We start from the raw sequence: 22,633 nt of genomic DNA, 5'->3' as shown, positions 1-22,633 counted from the left end.
CAGTAAAAGCGACTTAGGTCGCTTTTCTTTTTAAAGTATTAAAATTCAGGACAAATTCACCGTTTATGTGTTAAAAAGGCGCTATAATTAGCAAAATACTGACTTCCCTCACTTACAAAGGAATTATAATGAGTTGGCGCCACTGGATACTACTCTCAACATTACTAAGTACTGCTGTTATTGCTGAAGAAACAGCAAAAAACGAGCAAAACAATGAACTTGAGCTGGTTAAACAATGTATATTAAATGAAGTGATAGGTGGAGACGGTAAGCAAACCCTCGATCAATTGCGCGAAAAATGCTCTGCAGTTGAAGAAAGCAAGCAGCTAACAGCTATCGATAAACGCCAAGCCCGTGAAGCGGTTGGCAAAAAGAATCGTAATGTAATTACGCCGCATAAACGTAATTATATTTTACCGGTTTCATATATGTCGAACCCAAACACTCGCCCGTTTGATGGATTTGCAGAATTAACCGATAAAAAAGATGGCGACCCTCTCGATAACCTAGAAGCTAAATATCAGTTATCAATTAAAGTACCTTTGTATGATGAGTTTGCCGACTCAGACCAAGCTATATTTTTTGGCTTTACACTGCAGTCATACTGGCAAGTATATAACGACGATATTTCATCTCCTTTTCGTGAGACTAATTACGAACCAGAAATTTTCTGGATTAATTACTTAGACCCTGAAAACGTTTTATGGGGCGATGAAATGGCAATAGCCATTGGTATTTCGCACCAATCAAATGGCCGTAGTCAACCAAACTCGCGTTCTTGGAACCGTATATATGCCGATTTCATTTGGGAAAATGACGGCTTTGTATTTAGCTTTAAACCTTGGTATCGCATTCCTGAAAATGAAAAGCCTGCGCCGTTAGATGCACGAGGTGACGATAACCCTGATATCTATAAATACATGGGTTACTTTGAATTTGGTGGCGCGTATCGCTTTCACGATCATGAATTTAGTTTTATGACTCGTAATAATTTAAATTCAGATAACCGCGGGGCAATTCAGCTTGATTGGTCATTCCCTCTATGGGGAAGAGTACGCGGCTATGCGCAGTACTTTAATGGCTATGGTGAGAGTTTAATAGACTATAACGCCGATATTGAACGCTTTGGTGTCGGTATATTACTGACTGACTTACTGTAATAACCGCTAATAAAAAAGCCAAGCAACTCGCTTGGCTTTTTCGTTTATTCTTATTACTTTTTAACCACAAACTGCCCTTCAAACTGAGCAACTACTTGATCACCATCAAAAATGGTTACTGGCACTAAATAGCTCGCCTTACCCGCCTCTTGTAACTCTATTAAGTTACCTTTACAGGTTTGAATATCAACACAGCCTTTAGGGTCGGTATTCAGTGGTTTTAAATATTTAATATTAGCATCGGCTAACACTATATTACCCTCAAGTCCGGCTTCTTTTAATGCTAAGTACGTTGCTCCCCAACCCGTTAGTGTAGCTAGGCTGTAAATAGAGCCTGCAAACATGGTGTTGTGTAAGTTTAAGTTAGCATTTAAATCTGCACGAGTAGTAAATTGCCAATCAGTGTAGCTTTCTACTTTTATCCCCATTGCATCACTAATGGGGATTGATTCACGCCATGTATTTTGCAGTACTTGAGTCCAATTAGGGTGACGAAACCAACCTGGCTCACTCGGCTTAAGCTTAACCATTTTATAGTGTTGAACATCACCATAGGCTAAATGCGCTTTTTCTTTATTTTCGTAGCCATGGCGCTGATAAAATTCCAGGGCACGTTCGCGAGCAAACAGCACTAATTCATCAGCATCTTGATTCCACGCTATTTTTTCTAGCTCATGTAATAAGCGGCTACCAATATGTTGATTACGGTTACCCTCTGCAACCGCCATATAACGTACTTGAGCTTGTTGCTGATTATTAAAGTGCAAACGAGCCACACCCAATACTTCACCCGCTTTATTTTTAATGAAGCGATGCTCAGCCTCTTGCTCTAAATCGTCTTGCTCAGAGCCCCGAGGTTCGCCCCATGGGGCACGTAAAACCTGCCAGCGTAATTGGTAATAGGCTTGCCAGTCTTCACTACTTTGTGGGGTGCTCACTTGAAACATACATACTCCATAAATTAAAAATGTAAAATATTACGCTGTGCATTTTGTGAAAAACACCATACTCGATCTGGATAAAACTGCAAATAAGACTTTGGTGCTGAGAAAACAGCTGTAAAAAATTAATGACAAAAGCCGTTGCGATTTACCTCCGCTGGTTTATGCTCAATAGCATGAATAAATATATCCATTGCAGTAGTGGCCTGATCAGCCAACATTTTATTGAGCATAGCTCATCGCTAGGCCAGTTACTTTATTGGCATAATCAACATGGTGAGCACATACAAGTAAGAGAGTATCAACAACTTCGCTGGCTACTCATTAATAACACCTTGCAGTCTGTTATTTTAAAAGCAAAACCACATGCATTACTGTTTCCACACCTTGCTTATTTAGCAACGTCTTGGCAACAGCTACCTGCGCCTAAAAAAGTACTCGAACTGGGGTTAGGTGGCGGTGCCATTCGTAATTACTTATTAGAACAGTATCCTCAAGTGCAGGTTACTTCAGTAGAGAAAAGCCCCCATATTATTGACTGTTATCAACAATTTTTTGCCCCCAGTGAACAACAACAGATTCATTGCGAGGATGCGCAAACAATTTTAAAATCAGCAGAGCATATGGACTGGGTCATTTTAGATTTATTTAGTGAATTAGACGCCCCGCGATTTTTATTTGATTCATGCTTTTATCAAACAATTTATGATGCACTTGATCAACAGGGCATCTTATTTATTAACTTTTTATCGCAACACTCATCACAACTCACTCAGTTACAACATGTACTACTGACTGTATTTGGGAAGGCTATTAGTATTCAAAAAATTACCGGCTTTGTTAATCATATTGTGATTGTAGAAAAAGCACGTTAAGCGGTTAAATTAAAGGTAACCGGCCCATCGTTACATAAACTCACCTGCATATCGGCTGCAAATTCACCGGTCGCGACCTTAATACCGAGTAATTTAGCCTGCTCTACAAAGTAATTATATAGCGCTTGCGCTTGGTCTGGTGTAGCTGCCGATGAAAAGCTAGGCCGCATGCCTTTTTTTGTATTGGCTGCGAGCGTAAATTGCGATACGACTAACAGTTCGCCTTGTATGTCTTTAAGGCTGAGATTCATTTTATCGTTTTCGTCATTAAAAATACGGTAATTGGTGACTTTGTGTAATAGTTTATCAGCGCTGCTTTCATCATCTTCTTTTTCAACCCCCAGCAATAATACAATGCCTTGTTTAATTTCACCGACAAGCTGTTGGTCTATCACCACATTAGCGTGTGTTACTCGTTGAATTAATCCCTGCATTTACTCTGTATCCTCTGCTTGTTGATCTTTTTTATTGTAATGCTGCATGTTAATACACACGGTGAATTCAGCGCCTAGTAGCACCACGACCCACGACAAGTAAACCCATACAAACAAAATAGGAATGGTTGCTACCGCACCATAAATCACTTCGTATGATGGAAAATGGCTAATGTACAAAGCAAAGCCTTTTTTGGTTAGCTCAAATAACATGGCAGCAAATAGCGCACCGGGAACGGCTGCTTTAAACGAAACGCGAGTATTAGGCACTAAGGTGTAAAGCATAATAAAACCGGCCATAGAGATAGCGTACGGTAGTAGCTTTAACAAGAAACCACTAAACCCTGGGATCCCCTGATCGGCAAACGATACCAACGACACAATATATGAGGTTACACCGATACTGGCGCCCAGTAATACGGGCCCTAAGCTGAGTACCATCCAATATACGGCAAACGATATCATCATCGGGCGTTTTTTCTTTACTCGCCAAATACGGTTTAACGTGGCATCTACATTACGAATAAGTAGCAAGGCAATGGCTGCTAAAAAGCCAATACCTACTGCCGTCATTTGATTAGCGTTACTAGCAAACGAGCTAATATGCTCTTTAATAACACCAGAAGAGGTCGGCACAAAGTTAGTAAACAAAAAGCTCTCAATGGCTAAACGGGTCGACTCAAATCCTGGAAAAGCAGAAAATATTGCCACACCTACAGCAATAAGTGGAACTAACGAAAGTAAAGTAACGTACGCTAAATACCCTGCATTAATGGTTATTTGATCGTCAATACAGCGATTAAAATATTGCATCCACCAGCCTGGTTGCAGTTTTAAAAACGCCTTAACTTGCTGTTTATAATGGGAGAGCTTATCATTCATACAATTAACTTTGTTGGTGAGCTTTTGATTATAATAACAATCAAGGCCATAATTTACAGCATTAACACTCGTAAATAGGAATTCAGATGAAAAAACAAACATTTTTAGGGACAACCATACTTGCGTTAATGCTGATGCTCTCTGGTTGTCAGTCTGCTTATTATTCGGCAATGGAAAAAGTAGGTGTTCATAAGCGTGATATTTTGATTGACCGCGTAGAAGAAACAAAAGACTCACAACAAGAGTCTCAACAAGAATTTCAATCAGCACTTGAGCGTTTAACTACACTCATTAATTTTGATGGCGGTGAGTTGCAAGATGCTTACAATCAGCTTAATGACGACTACGAGTCAAGCCTTCAAGCGGCAAACGAAGTATCAAGTAACATTAATAAAGTTGAAGACGTAGCAGAAGCTTTATTTGATGAGTGGAATGATGAGTTAGAGCAATACAAAAGTGCCTCACTTAAGCGTGAAAGCAGCAAAAAGTTAGCAGCAACACAACGTCAATTCGACCAGTTACTTCGCTCAATGCGCAGCGCCGAGAGTAAAATGGAGCCGGTATTATCATCTTTAAAAGACAACGTATTGTATTTAAAGCATAACTTAAATGCGCAAGCGGTAGCGGCTATCAAAGGTGAATTTACTAACTTAAAGCGCGATATTCAGTTATTAATGAATGATATGAACAAATCGATTGAAGACTCAAATAAATTTATTGAGCAAATGAATAAATCCTAAATATTTAACCTATTAAACTGAGCCCGCTAAAAATAGCGGGCTTTTTTTATACACACTTTTTGTTACTTTTTTGTCCTTTTTTAGCAACCTGCTTTTGTTACACTTTCAGTAAGATAAAAATAACAACTAAAAATGAATTATGAAAATACATACACTTAGCTTAATCATCGCCTCAAGTGTGCTCGTTGCATGCAGCACTGCGAATAATATTGAGGTTATTGCAGGCCCTGATACCGTTATTCCACTTCATCAACAAGGTGAGCAAGCTGGGCGCTACCACAACCTCTACCCAGGCAAAAAAAGTTATCCTGTTAGCTGTGAAACTGATTGCTACCCAAAAAACAATAACTTAGTTTGTGAAACAGAGGCTGAAAACTGCCAATATCAAGGTCAGCAAAAAAATCCGCAGGTTAATGCGGGCTTTACTATTCGTTGGCTCGGACACGCAGGCTTTGTGATCAAAACCCCGAATGGCCAACAAGTTGTATTTGATCCCGTAAAAGAGCAATTTGACTCGCCTATTGATTTAGCTTTTCGCCTTACATCGGGATTTTATCGCAAGCCTGGCGACTGGCTCACAGACAATGAATTGAAAAACTTAGTCGCCGTTATGTATTCTCACATTCACTACGATCATTTCAATAAAGCCGATATTGAAGAAATTGGTAATCAGCCTCGCTACCTAACCCCCCTTGGTATGGCTGATAACTTTCCAACAGGTGGCTTTAACATTAGTGAAATGGCATGGTATGCAAAAACTAAAATTGATGATTTAACCATTCATGCGCTACCTGCGCATCATTTTAGTAGTCGTGTTTTAGTGCCTTTTATTTATGAAGATAACAATAAAGACCTATGGAATGGCTGGTTACTTGAGCAAAGTGGCAGCACTTTATTTTTTGCAGGCGACACTGGTTATTCAAAACACTTTAACGATATACAGCAAAAATATGGCGATATCGATGTGTGCTTAATGCCTATTGCCTCTTATTACCATAAAGAGAACGGCAACTGGTACCGTTATGTACATACCACTCCTGAGGATGCATTAACCGCAGCACAAGCGCTTAACTGTAAAGTAATGATACCGTGGGGCTATGGTAACTCAAGTTGGAAGATGGGCGATCACAGCAGCCATTCAGCACTACTGCGCTTATTGCACATGCATAAAAAAATGGATTCGAAGATACCCCTGTATATTTTAAATGAAGGTGAAAGCATCCAGCTTTAGTTAGGGGCTGTTGACCTTTCAAGGTTAAATTTGCAGCAGTCTGTTTGGTATTTAGGCAAGGCAGAGCCTATGTAGTGTGGTTATTCCCCATAAATAAGCGATAACGTAGCATCAATGTCAAACAGGCGCTGCCCGAAGGGTTCTGCCTAGGGGCGATTTACTCTTTGTTGCCTACATGGATGTAGGTAAGGGGCGTGAGCAGGACGCGGAAGCTTTGCTTGGTTTTTACTTAGCCCACTAGGTTACAAACCTCGCGCCGCGATTAAATCGCACTTAGTTTGAACAAATATTAATCCGCAAAGGTCAACAGACCCTAGTCATTTACGTAAAATACGTTTACATAATTAGTAATAACCCCCTCGCTGAACTATCTTTAATTAACTAAACAGTCAGGGGGTTTTATGTTTCTTGTGCGACTCATTTACGCCAGTAAAATAAGCAGTGGTTTTGGGCCTGAAGATATAGAAAGTATTTTACAAAGTGCGCGAACCTATAATGTAAAAACAAATGTCACCGGCATGTTATGTTTTAGCAATGAGTACTTTTTGCAATACCTTGAAGGCTCCAGAACCTCTGTAAATAACACCTATCAGCAAATATTAAATGACAAACGCCACCACAATGTAATTATGCTCAACTATACCCAAATTCCCGAAAGAGAGTTTGAACAATGGTCAATGGGCTATGTGCCGCAATCACAGCTAACCGAATCACTGAATCTAAAATACTCAGGTAACATTGACTTTAACCCTTTTAAAATGTCGGGTGAAAGCGCGCATTTACTAATGCTGGCATTAAAAACAAGTATAGCTGGAGCAATAAGTTAATATAATAAATACACTATGAGATTGTTTTTGATAGCCATTTAAGCCAAGCTAAATCATCTTTAATTAATGAGATTATTAATGAAAAAAACACTACTCGCTTTTAGTTTGCTTTTTACCCAACCACTCATGGCTATTGAAGTTAGTCATACATCAACAGCTATTATAATTGATGGCGTCTCTGAAAGTACATGGGATAGCGCCACATGGCATCCTATGCCGCACCTAATGGATGGCGCACTTCCCTCATCAGAGGCCGATTTTAAAGGCCGCTTCCGTCTTCTATGGGATGAAAACTACTTGTATTTACAAGCAGATATTAGTGACGATGTGCTTATTGATACTCACCCAGATCCAACTGATAAATACTGGGACGATGATGCCTTAGAAGTGTTTATAGATAGTGATGCATCGGGTGGTAATCATCAGTTTAATCATACCGCGTTTGCTTATCATATTGGTCTTGATAACCAAGCCGCCGATTATGGGCCTGATAAAAAAGCGCATTTATATACCGACCACTTAGTTAGTAACTGGAAACGCAATACCACTGCGCCCTATAACATCACGTGGGAAGTGGCGATAAAACTCTACCCGAATGATTATCAACAAGGCGCACAAAACACACCGATTAAATTAACTGAAAAACACGTTATTGGTTTTATGCTCGCCTACTGCGATAACGATGGTAGCGAAGTACGTGAACACTTTATGGGCTCACACGAAGTACAGCCAGTGAACGGTGACAGAAACCGTGGATTTATAGATGCAGATGTATTTGGTAAAATCACTCTACTGCCAAAAAATAAGTAACTTCCAATAAGGTAATTGAAAACGTAGCTTGGGTTGAGCGAAGCGAAACCCAACGAAAACATACCCTACCAACAAAAACAGCTGCTTTTCATTATCGTCTGCTTTAAGCCCTGCCTCTTTTACTTTTCATTCCCTTCTCTTTGTGCAAACATTTTTAAGTGAATTATTCACAAAGAGGATAAGAGGCGCAGCGCTTTAAGAGGAAAAACACTATGTTGCATGGTTTATAAAGTCTAGCGGCTTTCACCCAATAGCCATATTAACAACCAAGCGATTCAATGACACTGTTCTAATTTGACAGCTGACGACTTATAGCTAACAGCGCTTGTTTTCATCCACAAAAAAGCCGCTGTATTTTGCAATACAGCGGCTTTTAAAATCATGATTCTAAATTAATAGATTATGACTTAGGCGCACGACCCGCACGTTTACGCTCATTTTCAGTCAAATGGCGCTTACGAATACGAATGTTCTCAGGTGTTACTTCTACTAACTCATCATCAGCAATAAACTCAAGCGCTTGCTCAAGTGAATAGTTAAGAGCTGGTGTTAGTGTTTGTGCTTCATCGGTACCAGATGCACGAACGTTAGTAAGTTGCTTACCTTTAAGCGCATTAACTGTAAGGTCGTTATCACGGCTATGAATACCGATAACCATACCTTCGTATACTTCAACACCGTGACCGATGAATAAACGGCCGCGCTCTTGTAAGTTAAATAATGCGTTAGTTAGTGCTTTACCTGTTGCATTTGCAATCATTACACCGTTCTTACGAACACCTAGCTCGCCACCTTTGTGCGGACCGTAGTGATCGAACGTGTGGTAAAGTAAACCAGAACCTGATGTTAACGTCATGAACTCAGTTTGGAAACCGATTAAACCACGGCTTGGGATCATAAAGTCCAAACGCATACGGCCTTTACCATCTGGGGCCATATCAGTAAGCTCACCTTTACGAAGACCAATTTGTTCCATGATAGAACCCTGGTGCTCTTCTTGACAGTCAATTGTTAGTGTTTCATACGGTTCTTCTAACACACCATTAACAGTACGTAAGATAACTTCTGGACGAGATACAGCTAACTCGTAACCTTCACGACGCATGTTCTCGATTAAGATACCTAAGTGTAATTCACCACGACCCGATACACGGAAGCTATCTGGGTTATCAGTGTCTGCAACGCGAAGTGCAACGTTGTGTACTAATTCTTTGTCTAAACGCTCACGGATATTACGTGATGTTACAAACTTACCTTCTTTACCACAGAAAGGTGAGTTGTTTACAGAGAACGTCATCGTTACTGTTGGCTCATCAACACTTAGTGGAGGTAATGCTTCAACGTTGTTAGGACAACAAAGCGTATCTGAAATCTTAAGCTCGCCAAGACCCGTTACCGTTACGATGTTACCAGCGTAAGCTTTGTCAGTGTCAATACGCTCAAGACCTAAGTAGCTTTGTACTGAACCAATTTTACCGTTACGTTTAGACCCGTCAGCGCTAATAACCGTAACTTGTTGGTTAGGTACAACTGAACCGCGTTTGATACGACCAATGCCAATTACACCTTTATAAGAGTTGTAATCAAGCTGTGAGATCTGCATTTGGAAGTCACCTTCAGGATCTGCATCCGGTGGTGATACTTCGTCAACGATCATCTTGAACATAGGTTCCATGTTATCAGATGCTTCGTCTAAATCTAATGTAGCCCAACCATTGATTGCTGATGCGTAGATTACTTTAAAGTCTAACTGTTCATCAGTTGCGCCTAGGTTGTCGAATAAATCAAAGATTTGATCCATAACCCAATCAGGGCGAGCACCTGGCTTATCAATTTTATTGATAACAACGATTGGCTTTAAGCCTTGCGCGAATGCCTTTTGCGTTACGAAACGCGTTTGTGGCATTGGACCTTCCTGAGCATCAACAAGTAGTAATACTGAGTCAGCCATCGAAAGTACGCGTTCAACTTCACCACCGAAGTCGGCGTGTCCAGGAGTATCTACGATATTGATATGGTAATCATTCCATGAGATAGCGGTGTTTTTCGCTAAAATGGTAATACCACGTTCTTTTTCAATGTCGTTTGAATCCATCACGCGCTCTTCATTACCGCCGCGTGTTTCTAATGTACCTGATTGCTCAAGTAGTTTATCAACCAGTGTTGTTTTACCGTGGTCAACGTGGGCGATAATTGCTATATTTCTTAACTTTTCGATGCTCATATATTCACTCAGAGAAATTGAATCTCATTGATCCTGCAGGGGCTATACGTTCTCACCTGCGCTTTCACGAGATGTCCCAGCATAGGATTTAAAAGGGCGCATATTATCCCCTATAAATGGAATGGATGAAAGTTTATCCAAAATAAAATTTCAAACTTTCTCAATAAAATAATTAACCCATTGTTTTAAAATAATTAATTATGATAATTAATTTTTAGATATTTATATAAAAAGATGGTTTTGGGTTAATTTAAAGCAACTTTACTGCGTATTTTGCATTTTCTTTGTGCTAGTCTAAGGTGATTAATTTACAAGCAATTATTGCTTTGTAAATATTGCACCATTTTGGAAAAATTACGCACTAAGATGGTGCTTAATCTATATCACCTTTATTTTATTTATATTTTTTTACATAAAAAACAAATAATTATAATAGTGGCACAAAATCAGCTTATAAGTATTCAACGTATCTAAGCAGCAATAATAAAACCCAATAGTTGGAGGACACATGTCACAATCGGTTTTAGATTTTATTAAAGAAAATGACGTTAAGTTCATTGATTTACGCTTTACTGACACAAAAGGTAAAGAGCAACATGTTTCTATTCCTCATCATCAAGTTGATGAAGACTTTTTTGAAGATGGAAAGATGTTTGACGGTTCTTCAATTGCTGGCTGGAAAGGCATCAACGAATCAGACATGGTGTTACTACCAGATGCAGATTCAATTAAACTTGACCCTTTCACAGAAGAAACAACACTAATCGTTCGTTGTGACGTGGTTGAACCTTCTACATTACAAGGTTACGAACGCGACCCTCGCTCAGTTGCTAAGCGCGCTGAAGAGTACATGCGCTCTACGGGTATTGCTGACACCGTTTTATTTGGCCCAGAACCAGAGTTTTTCGTATTTGACGACGTTAAATACAAATCTGACATGTCAGGTTCAATGTACAAAATTGATTCTAAGCAAGCAGCTTGGAACTCAGATAAAGAATATGCAGATGGCAACACAGGCCATCGCCCAGGTGTTAAAGGCGGTTACTTCCCAGTTGCACCTGTTGATGATTTCCAAGATTGGCGTTCTGCAACGTGCCTAGTTTTAGAAGAAATGGGTCAAGTTGTTGAAGCGCATCACCACGAAGTGGCGACTGCCGGTCAAAACGAAATTGCAACGCGCTTTAACACTATGGTGTTAAAAGCCGATGAAATCCAAGAAATGAAATATGTTATCCACAACATGGCTCACCTTTACGGTAAAACGGCAACGTTTATGCCTAAGCCGGTTGTTGGTGATAACGGTTCTGGTATGCACTGTCACCAGTCTTTAGCAAAAGATGGCGTAAACTTATTCGCAGGTGATAAATACGGCGGACTTTCTGAAGATGCACTTTACTACATTGGCGGTATTATCAAACATGCTAAAGCGATCAACGCTTTTGCTAACGCGTCAACTAACTCGTACAAACGTTTAGTACCTGGTTTTGAAGCACCGGTAATGCTTGCATACTCGGCTCGTAACCGTTCTGCGTCAATCCGTATTCCAGTGGTTCCATCTGCAAAAGGTCGTCGTATCGAAGTACGCTTCCCAGATCCAACAGCTAACCCATACCTTGCTTTCTCTGCAATGCTTATGGCTGGCCTTGACGGAATTAAAAACAAGATCCACCCTGGCGATGCTATGGACAAGGACTTATACGACTTACCTGCTGAAGAAGCGGCAGAAATTCCAACAGTTGCTTCTTCATTAGATGAAGCATTAGCTGCGCTTGATTCAGACCGTGAATTCTTAAACCAAGGTGGTGTATTCACCAATGACTTAATCGATGCTTACATCGCACTTAAGTCAAAAGAAGTTGAAAAACTTAACATGACAACTCACCCAGTTGAGTTTGAAATGTACTACAGCTGTTAATTTATTAACCGATAAATAATGTGTGTTTTAAGCCCGCTTTGCGGGCTTTTTTTATGGTAAATTTAACGGTTCTACACTAAAGTGAAGTTAGTTTAAACAATGCAGGATAGCTGGATGGTAGGTAAGATTTTGTTGCTATTAATAGCTTTAATGTTAAGCCTTAATAGCCATGCGAGCGATAAAAAAATTTACGCATGGAAAGACAAAAATGGGGTGCTGGTTTTTTCAGATACTCCTCAGCCTGGCGCTAAAGAGGTTAAACTCACGAGCCAACATCTCAGCATGCCCGCTACAAACACCGATATTCTTGATACTGCTCCTACTAAAACAGCAGTAAAGTTTAGTATTAGTATTTCATCGCCTGAACCAAACCAAACTATCAGGGAAAACACCGGCTCTGTGTATGTTTCAACTCAGATTGCGCCTCGGTTTGAAGCTGGATTTACCATTGGTTTATTTTTAAATGGCGTTGCCATTGGTGAACCTAGTGACACCACTACGCTGGCGTTAAGAGATGTAGAGCGCGGGCAACACACACTACAAGTTAAACTTTATAATAAACAAAACCAAGTAATTGCAACTAGCCCTGAGAGTGTATTTTTTATGCACCGTAAAGGCCTTAATATAGGTCGGTAATTGCAGTTAAGTACGTACAATTAGCGTATATTTTACTAAAAACCTTGCCTACCTCCCCAGGCGCACTAAAATGGTGCAATGATGATTAATAAAACACATTTTAGCCCAGAGCTACTGAATATAATTTGGCAAAACCAAACCACCGCCCTGATGTTACTTGATGAAAGCTTTAAGCTTATTTACGCTAACACCAGTGCCAGTGAATTACTTGGCTTAGGCGAAAAACGTTTGCTAGGACAAGCATTCGACGATTTATTTAACTACCATTCTATCGACTTAAAACGCATTGCACAGTACTCGTTAGTTGATGGTGTAGACTGCCACCAGCACAGAGCTGACGTGGTGTTTATCGATTCTCGCCATGCAAAATTAGCGGTGAGTACTCGGCGAATAAAACATAACGACACCTATTATATTTTATTTGAATGTCGACAAACCGATGACGAAATAAAGCATGACCAAGTCTCAAATCAAATGCATCAATACCAAGCTGCGCGTAACTTAATTCGCGGTTTAGCTCATGAAATTAAAAACCCGCTGGGTGGAATTCGCGGGGCGGCGCAATTATTGCAGTACGAGGGTGATCAACAAGAAAGAGATCAATGTGCAGAACTGATAATTGAACAAGCCGATCGGTTGCGTGAATTAGTTGATAAACTCCTTGGGCCTAACCAACTACCGCAAAAATCGTATGGCAATATACATCAAACATTAGAGTCGGTTGTTAAACTCAGTACGTTAGATAACAACCGCAATATTCGGTTAGTTAAAGACTACGACCCGAGTATTCCTGATGTTTATATTGATCAGAGCAAGGTTCAACAAGTGGTGCTAAACATTGTGCGTAATGCACAACAGGCATTGGTAGATGGTGGCGAAATAAAAATAAAAACACGGATTAATTATCAGCATCGTCGTCCGGGAAAAGCCCCTAAAAAGGCATTACTTATTCAAGTAATGGATAACGGCCCAGGTATTGATGCTAATTTACGCGACACCTTATTTTACCCTATGACCACTAATAAAGAAGGTGGCTCGGGACTTGGATTATCTATAGCGCAAACCTTGATTGATCAACATGATGGCTATATCGAATGCGATAGTTGGCCAGGACATACTGAATTTAATATTTATCTGCCATTTACAGATTAATACTTTGGAGTTTGCATGAAAACAGCTTGGCTTGTAGATGATGATGCCTCAATTCGCTTTGTACTAGAAAAAGCACTGACTCGCGCAGGGTTTGAAGTAGAAAGCTTTGCAGATGCGCAAAACGTTCTTAATGCACTAAAATTTAGTCAACCCAGTGTGTTAATTTCAGATGTAAGAATGCCGGGGATGGACGGGATGGCGTTACTTGAGCTGATAGCTGAGCAAACCCCTGGCCTACCCGTTATTATTATGACCGCACACTCTGATTTAGACTCAGCGGTTAATGCTTTTCAAAAAGGTGCGTTTGAGTACTTAGCTAAACCGTTTGATTTAAATGAAGCCGTTGCGCTAGTGGAAAGCGCCTATCGTGCTAATTCGACCAAAAAAACCAAACGAAAAAGCGCGCCACCCAAAAGCGCTCATATTATTGGCGAAGCCCCTGCTATGCAGGAAGTGTTTCGTGCTATAGGCAAACTCTCAGCATCCAGTATGAGCGTACTCATCAATGGTGAATCAGGTACCGGTAAAGAGTTGGTTGCCAGCGCCTTGCACAATCATAGCCCGCGTAAAGAAAATCAATTTATTGCTCTTAATATGGCCGCTATTCCTAAAGAGTTAGTTGAGTCTGAATTATTTGGCCATGAAAAAGGCGCTTTTACGGGGGCCGATAGCGTGCGTAAAGGGCGCTTTGAACAAGCCAATGGCGGTACCTTATTTTTGGATGAAATAGGTGATATGCCACTTGATGTACAAACCCGCTTGTTACGCGTATTAGCCGATGGCGAGTTTTACCGCGTTGGCGGCCATCAAAGTATAAAGGTGGATGTGCGCATTATTGCTGCCACTCACCAAAATTTAGAAGAGCTGGTAAAACAAGGTAAGTTTAGAGATGACTTATTTCATCGTTTAAACGTGGTTCGCTTACGCTTGCCGGCTCTACGCGAGCGCCCCGAAGACATAGAACGCTTAGCGCTACACTTTTTACATAAAAGTGCAAAAGACCTGCAAGTAGATAGTAAAGTACTTAGCCCTAAAGCGATTAAACAACTGTGTTTATTTAATTGGCCAGGAAATGTTCGCCAGCTTGAAAACACCTGTCGATGGTTAACCGTAATGGCACCTGGGGAGCTGATTGGTGAGCAAGATTTACCCCCTGAAATTATTGATAATGCCGCCGCAACTCAAGAAGGCGATTGGCTAGATTCATTTCAGCAATGGCTTAATCAAGAGTTTAAACAAGGTAAAGAAAATATTTGGCCGGATATTCAAGCCCAGCTGGAAACCCGCTTAATAAAAACAGCACTCGCTAATTGTTCAGGCCATAAGCAAGAAGCCGCGGTAAAAATTGGTTGGGGTCGCAATACGTTGACCCGTAAATTAAAAGAGCGCAATATTAGCTGATATTTTATAAGGCTAGCGCCCTAGGTTATTGATGAAGTTAATTGAAAACATCCCTTTGTTTAAGCAAATGGAAATTATAAATCGCTTAGAATTCTTTAAAGAGTTCACGCTTAATGAACGTCAAATTCTTTTAGAGTCGTTTGGATTATTATACTTAGTAAGTAAAAATCAGTTTTTATTTAAAGAGTTTGATAATGACAAGCGACTTTTTATTGTCCTCAGTGGCTCTTTGATGGTGTTTAAGCATAGTCACCTACTGGAACTGGGTAGTATAGAACCTGGTGAATTTATTGGTGAAGGCGCGTTTATTAATAACCGAGAGCGCAGCATTAATGCACGCGCCAAAGAAAATGCCATCGTACTGGCTATTACTGCCGACGCCCTTACCCGCCTGCCTAATGTTATACGCGAAAAAATTAAAGACCGTATTATTGAAGGAATGAGCCTGCGCATAGCTAAACTAAGCGAACATATAGAAACCCACGGTTAAATCAGTCCATATAAACAATTTGTAGTGAGCAATCAAGCCAACCGGGGGTGTTAACACTTGCGGTAAATGTGTAGGTATCTGACGGCTTGGCGCCAAAGGGGGTATTTACAAGCGGCTGCGAATGACTGTATGTTTGCGAATAGTCTTTATAATAAACAACAACATAACCATATAAATATTCCCAACTTAACCTCACGATTGCGCCACTTGGTAATGTAAACTCAACAGCTTCATTTGCAAATTTGACTGCTAAATCATTGTATTTATCTTCGCTGCAATGAGTTGTTCTCAGCTGTTTAGGCATAACAAAATTTCTATTGGCATCAGCATTTTTTAAATAAAAGCCTATATTGCCATCACCATAAAAATGATTTGAACGACTTGTATAATTAACTTGTGGCGCGTACCCTAACTCTTGCATTATAGCTGCAAGTTGCTCCGTCTCTTTGGGGTAAATTTTATCGCTTGAGAGTAGTAATGTGGCCTCACCAAAATCTGATGGGATTGCTAGTTCTACATATTCATAGGGAAGAGTTTGTGCATTTAGTGCAGCATCTAGCTGGTTGCGCTGTTCACCTTGCAAGTTTTCAATAAAAACATAAACAGTAGGTCGCTGGCACGCAGCTAATAAAAACACCAATATACATATTAAAATTCCATTTTTCATTATCACCCCCAAATGATTACAAGTGTAGTCTATAAGGGGGGATTTAAAATGGCAATTTAATTTATTTGGTTATTTAACCATGCATCAACACTCTGGCGATTATAAAGTACTTCATTAAATAAACGATGTCGTTCAAATACCAGCTCGCTTTGTTTGGTTTTAAGCCCGCTGACTAACTGACTGTGGGTGTCATTAAACTTGGAGATAACTGAAAAACCACGTTCAGTGTCTTCTTGTACCTGCTGAGCCAAATGCTTTCTAACATCATCAGCAGTTAACATATCTGAATTGTCTAAGCCCATTAGCTCTTTTTTCATCGCTAATCTTATGCCCATGTTTTACTCCACTGTTTATATTCAATCTCTTTTTACGACAGATATTGGCAATAAGCGCGCCAATGTGTAATTTTTTCACGCTAAGTGTAGTCTTGAATTACTTCAGTTTTTTTAAAGACAAATGAAAGAGGTAAAAAGTTTCATAAAAAATGCACAATCATCGCATCTAACAAACGCACTTTGGTGCAAAATAACCAGCTAGCCTTTATACTACAGCTAATGCCACCCCCACAGAGAAACATGATGAACGAAGAATATATAGAAATTGAATTAGAAGAAGAGCCTATAGAGCTTTGTAAATTATTAAAAGTATTAGATCTAGTTGAAGGTGGTGGCCAAGCAAAAAATCTAATTAGCGGTGGCTATGTAGGTGTTAACCATGAAATTTGTACAATTAAACGGAAAAAATTATACAGTGGCGATGTTCTTACATTTGATGGCGAGTTGTTCCAACTGACGCTAAGTGAAGATGCAACTCCTGCAGAGCGTCCTGTTATTGATGAAACAGTTACAGCAGAAAAAGCCGCGCCAGTAGCAACAACAGAGCCGGCTAAAAATAAGCGCAAACGTACTAAAAAACCTAAAGTGGATGAAAAAACGGGTCGTCGTCCTATTTCGTTTGGCTAACATTCGCTTACGTCATATGTATTATTAAAAGCCAGTTTGCATCACTGGCTTTTTTATTCTTTAATAGAATACCAATAATAAAAAATCGATGCTTACATGTCAGAAAACACTGCAAACCGCTGGATAAAACCCGTACTCATCAGCGCCCTGTTATGGAATATATTAGGTGTTTTTGCATTTATCATGCAGCTATTATTAACACCCGAAATGGTAAGTAAGCTCCCACAAGAACAACAACTTGCTTATAACAGCCAACCTCTATGGGCTACTTTAGCGTTTGCTATTGCAGTATTTGGCGGCGCATTAGGGTGCGTACTTTTATTATTCAAAAAGTCACTAGCCGCATTAACATTAATAATCTCTTTGGCAGCGGTTTTAGCTCAGCAATACTATAATTTTATAATTATTGATAGCATCAGCTTGTTTGGCGTTAGCGCTATTTTTATGCCTATTGCAGTGACCTTAATTGCGATTGCATTGGTGTATTTAAGTTTCCACTTAAAACAACTGGACTACTTTAAATAACACTTTTTTGAGTTTAGTTTTGTGGCCAATTATTACTCAGAGCATCCCTTGAATTTTAACTTTTGGCCTTCATCTCTATTTATATAACAGTCAAAAAAATTACACTGCATGGTATTTTTTTATCATGGTACACAGTTTGCAAACTACTACAGAGGTCACTTTTTCAAGAATATCAATCTAATTTATTGAAGGGACAAATAATGAAAAATAGTTTCGACACCCAACAACAGCTTACTATCAATGGCGAGCAATATCATATTAACTCGCTCATGGGACTTGGCGATAAAGCCAAACGCCTGCCTTTTTCGTTAAAAATATTACTAGAAAATTTATTGCGTAATGAAGATGGTGTGAATATTAAAGAGCAAGATATTCAGGCACTACTAGATTGGGATCCAAAGGCTAAGCCCTCGGCCGAAGTAGCCTTCACCCCTGCCCGCGTAGTAATGCAAGATTTTACCGGTGTCCCTGCTATTGTTGACTTAGCCGCCATGCGTGATGCGATGGAAAAGCTTGGTGGCGATCCTGCAAAAATAAATCCGCTTTCTCCGGCTGAACTGGTGATCGATCACTCAGTACAAGTGGATGGTTACGGTAAAGATGGCTCATTCGACTTAAATTCAAAACTAGAATATGAACGTAATAAAGAGCGCTACGAGTTTTTACGTTGGGGTCAAACCGCATTTGATAATTTAAAAGTGGTGCCACCAGCCACCGGTATTGTCCATCAAGTAAATTTAGAATACTTAGCACGTGTAGTGTTCAATGATACAAAAAACGGTAAATCGTTAGCTTATCCAGATACACTGGTTGGTACTGATTCTCACACAACCATGATCAACGGCCTAGGCGTACTCGGTTGGGGTGTAGGCGGTATTGAAGCCGAAGCCGCAATGCTTGGCCAACCTATTAGCCTACTTATTCCTCAGGTCGTTGGCGTTAAATTAAATGGCCGCTTACCTGAGGGCACTACAGCAACCGATTTAGTACTTACTGTTACTGAAATGCTGCGTAACCACGGTGTGGTAGGTAAGTTTGTTGAGTTTTATGGTGACGGGCTTGCCGACTTACCACTAGCCGACAGAGCGACTATTGCCAACATGGCACCGGAATATGGCGCAACCTGTGGTATTTTCCCTATTGATGATGAAACGATTAATTACTTACGCTTAACTAATCGTGATGAAAAGCAGCTTAAACTGATTGAAGATTACGCAAAACATCAAGGTTTATGGCGTAATGATGGCGATGAAGCACATTATACCGATAAGCTAGAACTAACTTTAGATGATGTAGTACCAAGTCTTGCTGGCCCGAAACGTCCACAAGACAGAATCACACTGGATAAAGCCGGTGATGTTATTGGTCAACACTTAAAAGACTTCCAAGACGAACGTATGGCACGTCGAGATAAAAGCGATGAAGAGCAAGCGCGTATTGAAAGTGAAGGCCCTACTACCAATCCTGACGAACCCACTGATGAAGCGCAGTTTATGGGCGCAGCAAAAGTTAACTTTAATGGCCAAGAGTTTGAATTAAACGATGGCGCCTGCGTCATTGCTGCAATCACAAGCTGTACTAATACCTCTAATCCAAGCGTAATTTTAGCGGCAGGATTAGTGGCTCAAAAAGCACGTCAATTAGGTATTAATGTAAAACCTTGGGTTAAAACGTCTTTAGCACCAGGTTCGCAGGTGGTTACCGATTACCTTGAAAAAGCAGGGTTGATGGATGATCTTGATGCGCTTGGTTTTAACTTAGTTGGTTATGGCTGTACCACCTGTATCGGTAACTCAGGCCCATTAGCGGATGAAATTTCAGAAGCTATTCAAAAACATAAACTAATTGTAAGCTCTATTTTGTCGGGTAACCGTAACTTTGAAGGGCGTATTCACCAAGACGTTAAAATGAACTTCCTCGCGTCGCCACCACTTGTAGTAGCTTATGCTATAGCAGGTAGAACCGATATTGATGTATACAACGAACCACTTGCGCAAGATAAGCATGGTAACGATATATACCTTAAAAATATTTGGCCAAGCGTTAAAGAAGTGAGTGAGCTTGTAAAAAATACGGTAACTAAAGAAATGTTCGAAAAAAGCTACGCCAATGTTTACGATGGCGACAGTCGCTGGCAAAAAATTCAAATACCTGATGGTAAGCTTTACGATTGGGATGCTGCCTCGACTTATATCAAAAAAGCGCCATTCTTTGATGGTATGAGTGTTGAACCACCGGGGATCCCAAAAATAGAAGGTGCGCGCTGTCTAGCTAAACTAGGCGATTCAGTGACTACCGATCATATTTCACCAGCAGGTGCGATTAAAGCGGAGGCACCCGCAGGACTTTACCTGCAAGAAAATGGGGTAGAAAAAGCACAGTTTAATTCTTATGGTTCTCGCCGTGGTAATCACGAAGTAATGATGCGTGGTACGTTTGCTAATGTGCGCCTTAAAAACTTACTAGCCCCTGGTACTGAGGGCGGTGTAACCCGCACTCAACCTGACGATAAGCTAGAGAGTATTTATGATGCGGCAATGGCATATCAAGAGAGTGGAACACCATTAGTGGTTCTAGCAGGTAAAGAATATGGTACCGGCTCCTCACGAGATTGGGCTGCAAAAGGCTCATTACTACTCGGTATTAAAGCTGTGATAGCACAAAGCTATGAGCGTATTCACCGCTCGAACCTGATTGGTATGGGCGTGCTTCCTTTACAATTTAAAGAAGGTGAAAGCCATGAATCACTAGGCTTAACTGGGCAAGAGCAATTTGATATTCAAGGGTTATACGATAAAACCGACGAAGTCAGTGTGATTGCGACTAACAGTGAAGGTAAACAAGTTAGCTTTAGTGCCGATGTGCGTATTGATACTCCGAAAGAGTGGGATTACTACAAACATGGCGGTATTTTACAGTACGTACTGCGCAATATGCTCGACTAACTAGGCATTAAACAAGGTAGCTTAAAAGCCTAGCTCAGCAATGAGCTGGGCTTTTTTACATTCGCTATAGAAGTAAATATTGATACACCCTTGCGCTAAATCAATGTTGCTCTATCAAGATACCATACACTAAGAAGACACGCTGCGCAGAGGTCACCATGTCTTCAATAGTAATGATAAGACTACTTAAAACATCTATTTTGCTTGGGTTATGCCTGATTGTGACAGGCCATGTATTAATTGTATCGAGCTACTTTACCAGCCAGTACGGTATTAAAGGCATTATTACTGCAGCAGCGTGTATTGCAATTGGTGTGTTTTTATCACTGCCAACTAAAATTTATTTAACCATATTATTAATGGAAGCAGAAAAGCGCTACTTGAAATCGCAGTAACCCCCTAGGGCTAAAAGCCGCTGAAACTTTCGACTTCTTTACTGCGTTGCTCAATTCTCTTTTTGGCTTTTTCAGCATCTTCAAACAACTTATTAATTGACTCACTGTTGTATATTTCAGGCGCTCGCTGAGGAAAAGGTTTTGCCGCAGATTTAGCACTGCCACTTAATATAGCCGTATCTTCGGCTACCACAACATTAATATCTGCAGGGTCAAGGTGCACTTCAATACTCTTGCCATTTTTATTTGGCACATCGGAGAAATGCCACTGCCCTTGCTCATCTTGCCACTTATAAATTTTACTTTGAGAGTCAGATGCTAACGGTGACGATGTGATTTTATCTCCTACTTTTTTAAGCTCAAGTGTGAGCTGTTCGAATGTATTAGATGAAAGCGCTACCACTTTATCTTTAATAGAAAAAGATTCATTTTTAATCAATGAGCTGGTGAGCCAAGGTTGCCCATTTGGCTTTTTAAGATAAAACAAAGAGATAAGAGCAATGACCATTACTGATATTGCTAAGTAAGTAAAGTATTTCATAGCGTTCCTGCTGTAAATTTAATCCTTTATTATCATTAATATAATAAAAAAACAGCAGTCAGGCAATTATTTTCCACAAAATAAAAACGCAGCTTTAGCTGCGTTTTTAAATTTATAGCTTTGAATAATAAGGTAATTAAATTCCATCACCATCAATATGCAAGCCACACTCACGGTTCAGCCCAAAAAAGCGGGTTTCTTCTTCGCTCATTCCTGGCTCTAATTTACGCGTAGTGTGTACATCACCCATAGACACATAACCTTGCTCCCATAATGGGTGGTATGGCAGATCATGTTTAGTGAGGTATTGGTACACATCACGATTATTCCACTCAATAATAGGGTACACTTTTACTGTACCCCGGCTGATTTCTAAAACTTGTTTTTCAGCACGGCTCGACGATTGATCTCGACGCAAACCACTAAACCAAGTGCTCGCGTTAAGCTCTTTTAAAGCACGCGTCATTGGCTCTACTTTATTGAGCTGGTTGTATTGCTTAATACCTTCTTCACCTAGCTCCCATAGTTTTCCAAATTTAGCCTCTTGCCATGCAGGGCTCAACTGCGCTTTATACACTTTTAAATTAAGTGATAACTGCGAAGTCATTTGCTCTATAAACTGATAGGTTTCTGGAAATAGATAACCCGTGTCTGTTAATACAACAGGTATATCGGGGCGCTGTGATGTCATTAAATGCAACATTACCGCTGCTTGAATACCAAAACTCGATGATAAAAACGCGGTGTCAGGCAAGAGCTCTAACGCCCATGCAACGCGCTGCTCAGCACTCATGTTAGCCAGCAAACCGTTCGCATCAGCTAACATAGCCTGTTGGCTTTGCTTATCTAGCTGTAATATGTTTTTAAATTCACTCATGGT

The 22,633-nt window shown here is 40.2% G+C and carries 23 protein-coding genes; 15 read left to right on the top strand and 8 right to left on the bottom strand.

What is annotated here, in order from left to right:
* Positions 1-128 precede the first annotated feature (128 nt).
* Positions 129-1,160, top strand: coding sequence for a phospholipase A (locus AAEY57_RS02940; RefSeq protein WP_055012465.1), 1,032 nt, complete (start codon positions 129-131; stop codon positions 1,158-1,160).
* A gap of 53 nt (positions 1,161-1,213) precedes the next feature.
* Here AAEY57_RS02940 and AAEY57_RS02935 read toward each other — a convergent pair whose 3' ends face one another.
* Positions 1,214-2,107, bottom strand: a complete 894-nt coding sequence (locus tag AAEY57_RS02935) for a bifunctional GNAT family N-acetyltransferase/hotdog fold thioesterase (protein ID WP_010392028.1) — start codon at positions 2,105-2,107, stop codon at positions 1,214-1,216.
* A gap of 122 nt (positions 2,108-2,229) precedes the next feature.
* Between AAEY57_RS02935 and AAEY57_RS02930 the strand changes: the two genes are divergently transcribed.
* Entirely contained in the window at positions 2,230-2,976 is a 747-nt protein-coding gene (locus AAEY57_RS02930; RefSeq protein ID WP_350606234.1) for a spermidine synthase, read from the top strand.
* On the opposite strand, the gene dtd is transcribed toward AAEY57_RS02930, so the two are convergent.
* Together dtd and AAEY57_RS02920 are read right to left on the bottom strand one after the other, a co-directional pair.
* Positions 2,973-3,410, bottom strand: coding sequence for a D-aminoacyl-tRNA deacylase (gene dtd / locus AAEY57_RS02925; RefSeq protein WP_033102725.1), 438 nt, complete (start codon positions 3,408-3,410; stop codon positions 2,973-2,975). The two genes, AAEY57_RS02930 and dtd, sit on opposite strands and share 4 nt — an antisense overlap.
* Complete coding sequence (locus AAEY57_RS02920; RefSeq protein WP_013463803.1) at positions 3,411-4,292, bottom strand: virulence factor BrkB family protein; 882 nt, start codon at positions 4,290-4,292, stop codon at positions 3,411-3,413. It abuts the gene before it with no gap.
* An 86-nt stretch (positions 4,293-4,378) separates the two neighbouring features.
* Here AAEY57_RS02920 and AAEY57_RS02915 point away from each other — a divergent pair, with 86 nt between their 5' ends.
* The 4 genes from AAEY57_RS02915 (at position 4,379) to AAEY57_RS02900 (ending at position 7,900) form a co-directional block, all read left to right on the top strand.
* Complete coding sequence (locus tag AAEY57_RS02915) at positions 4,379-5,032, top strand: DUF2959 domain-containing protein (protein ID WP_013463802.1); 654 nt, start codon at positions 4,379-4,381, stop codon at positions 5,030-5,032.
* Positions 5,033-5,171: 139 nt separating this feature from the next.
* Entirely contained in the window at positions 5,172-6,263 is a 1,092-nt protein-coding gene (locus AAEY57_RS02910; RefSeq protein WP_350606230.1) for an MBL fold metallo-hydrolase, read from the top strand.
* A gap of 401 nt (positions 6,264-6,664) precedes the next feature.
* Positions 6,665-7,090, top strand: a complete 426-nt coding sequence (locus AAEY57_RS02905) for a BLUF domain-containing protein (protein ID WP_350606228.1) — start codon at positions 6,665-6,667, stop codon at positions 7,088-7,090.
* Between the two features lie 78 nt (positions 7,091-7,168).
* The gene (locus AAEY57_RS02900) at positions 7,169-7,900 is read left to right on the top strand and encodes a CBM9 family sugar-binding protein (RefSeq protein WP_350606225.1); all 732 of its coding nucleotides are present in this window, start codon (positions 7,169-7,171) and stop codon (positions 7,898-7,900) included.
* A gap of 400 nt (positions 7,901-8,300) precedes the next feature.
* Here AAEY57_RS02900 and typA read toward each other — a convergent pair whose 3' ends face one another.
* Positions 8,301-10,124, bottom strand: a complete 1,824-nt coding sequence (gene typA / locus AAEY57_RS02895) for a translational GTPase TypA (RefSeq protein ID WP_350606224.1) — start codon at positions 10,122-10,124, stop codon at positions 8,301-8,303.
* Between the two features lie 508 nt (positions 10,125-10,632).
* On the opposite strand from typA, the gene glnA reads away from it, so the two are divergent.
* The 5 genes from glnA to AAEY57_RS02870 all read left to right on the top strand — a co-directional run bounded on the left by glnA (position 10,633) and on the right by AAEY57_RS02870 (position 15,718).
* Positions 10,633-12,039, top strand: a complete 1,407-nt coding sequence (gene glnA, locus AAEY57_RS02890; protein ID WP_013463795.1) for a glutamate--ammonia ligase — start codon at positions 10,633-10,635, stop codon at positions 12,037-12,039.
* 114 nt (positions 12,040-12,153) lie between these two features.
* Positions 12,154-12,675, top strand: coding sequence for a DUF4124 domain-containing protein (locus AAEY57_RS02885; protein WP_350606221.1), 522 nt, complete (start codon positions 12,154-12,156; stop codon positions 12,673-12,675).
* Positions 12,676-12,756: 81 nt separating this feature from the next.
* Positions 12,757-13,827, top strand: a complete 1,071-nt coding sequence (gene glnL, locus AAEY57_RS02880; protein ID WP_128583479.1) for a nitrogen regulation protein NR(II) — start codon at positions 12,757-12,759, stop codon at positions 13,825-13,827.
* 15 nt (positions 13,828-13,842) lie between these two features.
* Entirely contained in the window at positions 13,843-15,228 is a 1,386-nt protein-coding gene (ntrC, locus tag AAEY57_RS02875) for a nitrogen regulation protein NR(I) (protein ID WP_010391999.1), read from the top strand.
* Between the two features lie 31 nt (positions 15,229-15,259).
* On the top strand, positions 15,260-15,718 hold the full coding sequence (locus AAEY57_RS02870) for a Crp/Fnr family transcriptional regulator (protein WP_013463792.1): 459 nt from the start codon (positions 15,260-15,262) through the stop codon (positions 15,716-15,718).
* A gap of 1 nt (position 15,719) precedes the next feature.
* Here AAEY57_RS02870 and AAEY57_RS02865 read toward each other — a convergent pair whose 3' ends face one another.
* Positions 15,720-16,385: a hypothetical protein gene (locus tag AAEY57_RS02865; protein ID WP_128583478.1), complete on the bottom strand. Its 666-nt coding sequence runs from the start codon at positions 16,383-16,385 to the stop codon at positions 15,720-15,722.
* A 56-nt stretch (positions 16,386-16,441) separates the two neighbouring features.
* Positions 16,442-16,720: a hypothetical protein gene (locus AAEY57_RS02860; protein ID WP_013463790.1), complete on the bottom strand. Its 279-nt coding sequence runs from the start codon at positions 16,718-16,720 to the stop codon at positions 16,442-16,444.
* Positions 16,721-16,963: 243 nt separating this feature from the next.
* On the opposite strand from AAEY57_RS02860, the gene AAEY57_RS02855 reads away from it, so the two are divergent.
* The 4 genes from AAEY57_RS02855 to AAEY57_RS02840 all read left to right on the top strand — a co-directional run bounded on the left by AAEY57_RS02855 (position 16,964) and on the right by AAEY57_RS02840 (position 21,212).
* Positions 16,964-17,347, top strand: coding sequence for an RNA-binding S4 domain-containing protein (locus AAEY57_RS02855; protein ID WP_013463789.1), 384 nt, complete (start codon positions 16,964-16,966; stop codon positions 17,345-17,347).
* A 96-nt stretch (positions 17,348-17,443) separates the two neighbouring features.
* Positions 17,444-17,872: a hypothetical protein gene (locus AAEY57_RS02850; protein WP_350606218.1), complete on the top strand. Its 429-nt coding sequence runs from the start codon at positions 17,444-17,446 to the stop codon at positions 17,870-17,872.
* A gap of 200 nt (positions 17,873-18,072) precedes the next feature.
* The gene (gene acnA, locus AAEY57_RS02845; RefSeq protein ID WP_033102717.1) at positions 18,073-20,817 is read left to right on the top strand and encodes an aconitate hydratase AcnA; all 2,745 of its coding nucleotides are present in this window, start codon (positions 18,073-18,075) and stop codon (positions 20,815-20,817) included.
* 158 nt (positions 20,818-20,975) lie between these two features.
* On the top strand, positions 20,976-21,212 hold the full coding sequence (locus AAEY57_RS02840; RefSeq protein WP_024601183.1) for a hypothetical protein: 237 nt from the start codon (positions 20,976-20,978) through the stop codon (positions 21,210-21,212).
* 10 nt (positions 21,213-21,222) lie between these two features.
* Here the strand turns inward: AAEY57_RS02840 and AAEY57_RS02835 are convergent, their stop codons facing one another.
* Complete coding sequence (locus AAEY57_RS02835; protein ID WP_013463785.1) at positions 21,223-21,753, bottom strand: DUF4124 domain-containing protein; 531 nt, start codon at positions 21,751-21,753, stop codon at positions 21,223-21,225.
* A 136-nt stretch (positions 21,754-21,889) separates the two neighbouring features.
* Entirely contained in the window at positions 21,890-22,630 is a 741-nt protein-coding gene (locus AAEY57_RS02830; RefSeq protein WP_350606215.1) for a phosphoadenylyl-sulfate reductase, read from the bottom strand.
* Between the last annotated feature and the right edge of the window lie 3 nt (positions 22,631-22,633).

Origin of the sequence: Pseudoalteromonas sp. MER144-MNA-CIBAN-0113, assembly GCF_040308965.1 — a bacterium.
Lineage (GTDB): Bacteria > Pseudomonadota > Gammaproteobacteria > Enterobacterales > Alteromonadaceae > Pseudoalteromonas > Pseudoalteromonas tetraodonis.
Note: the sequence above shows the minus strand (reverse complement) of the source record. Positions and strands in the feature narration are given on the sequence as shown.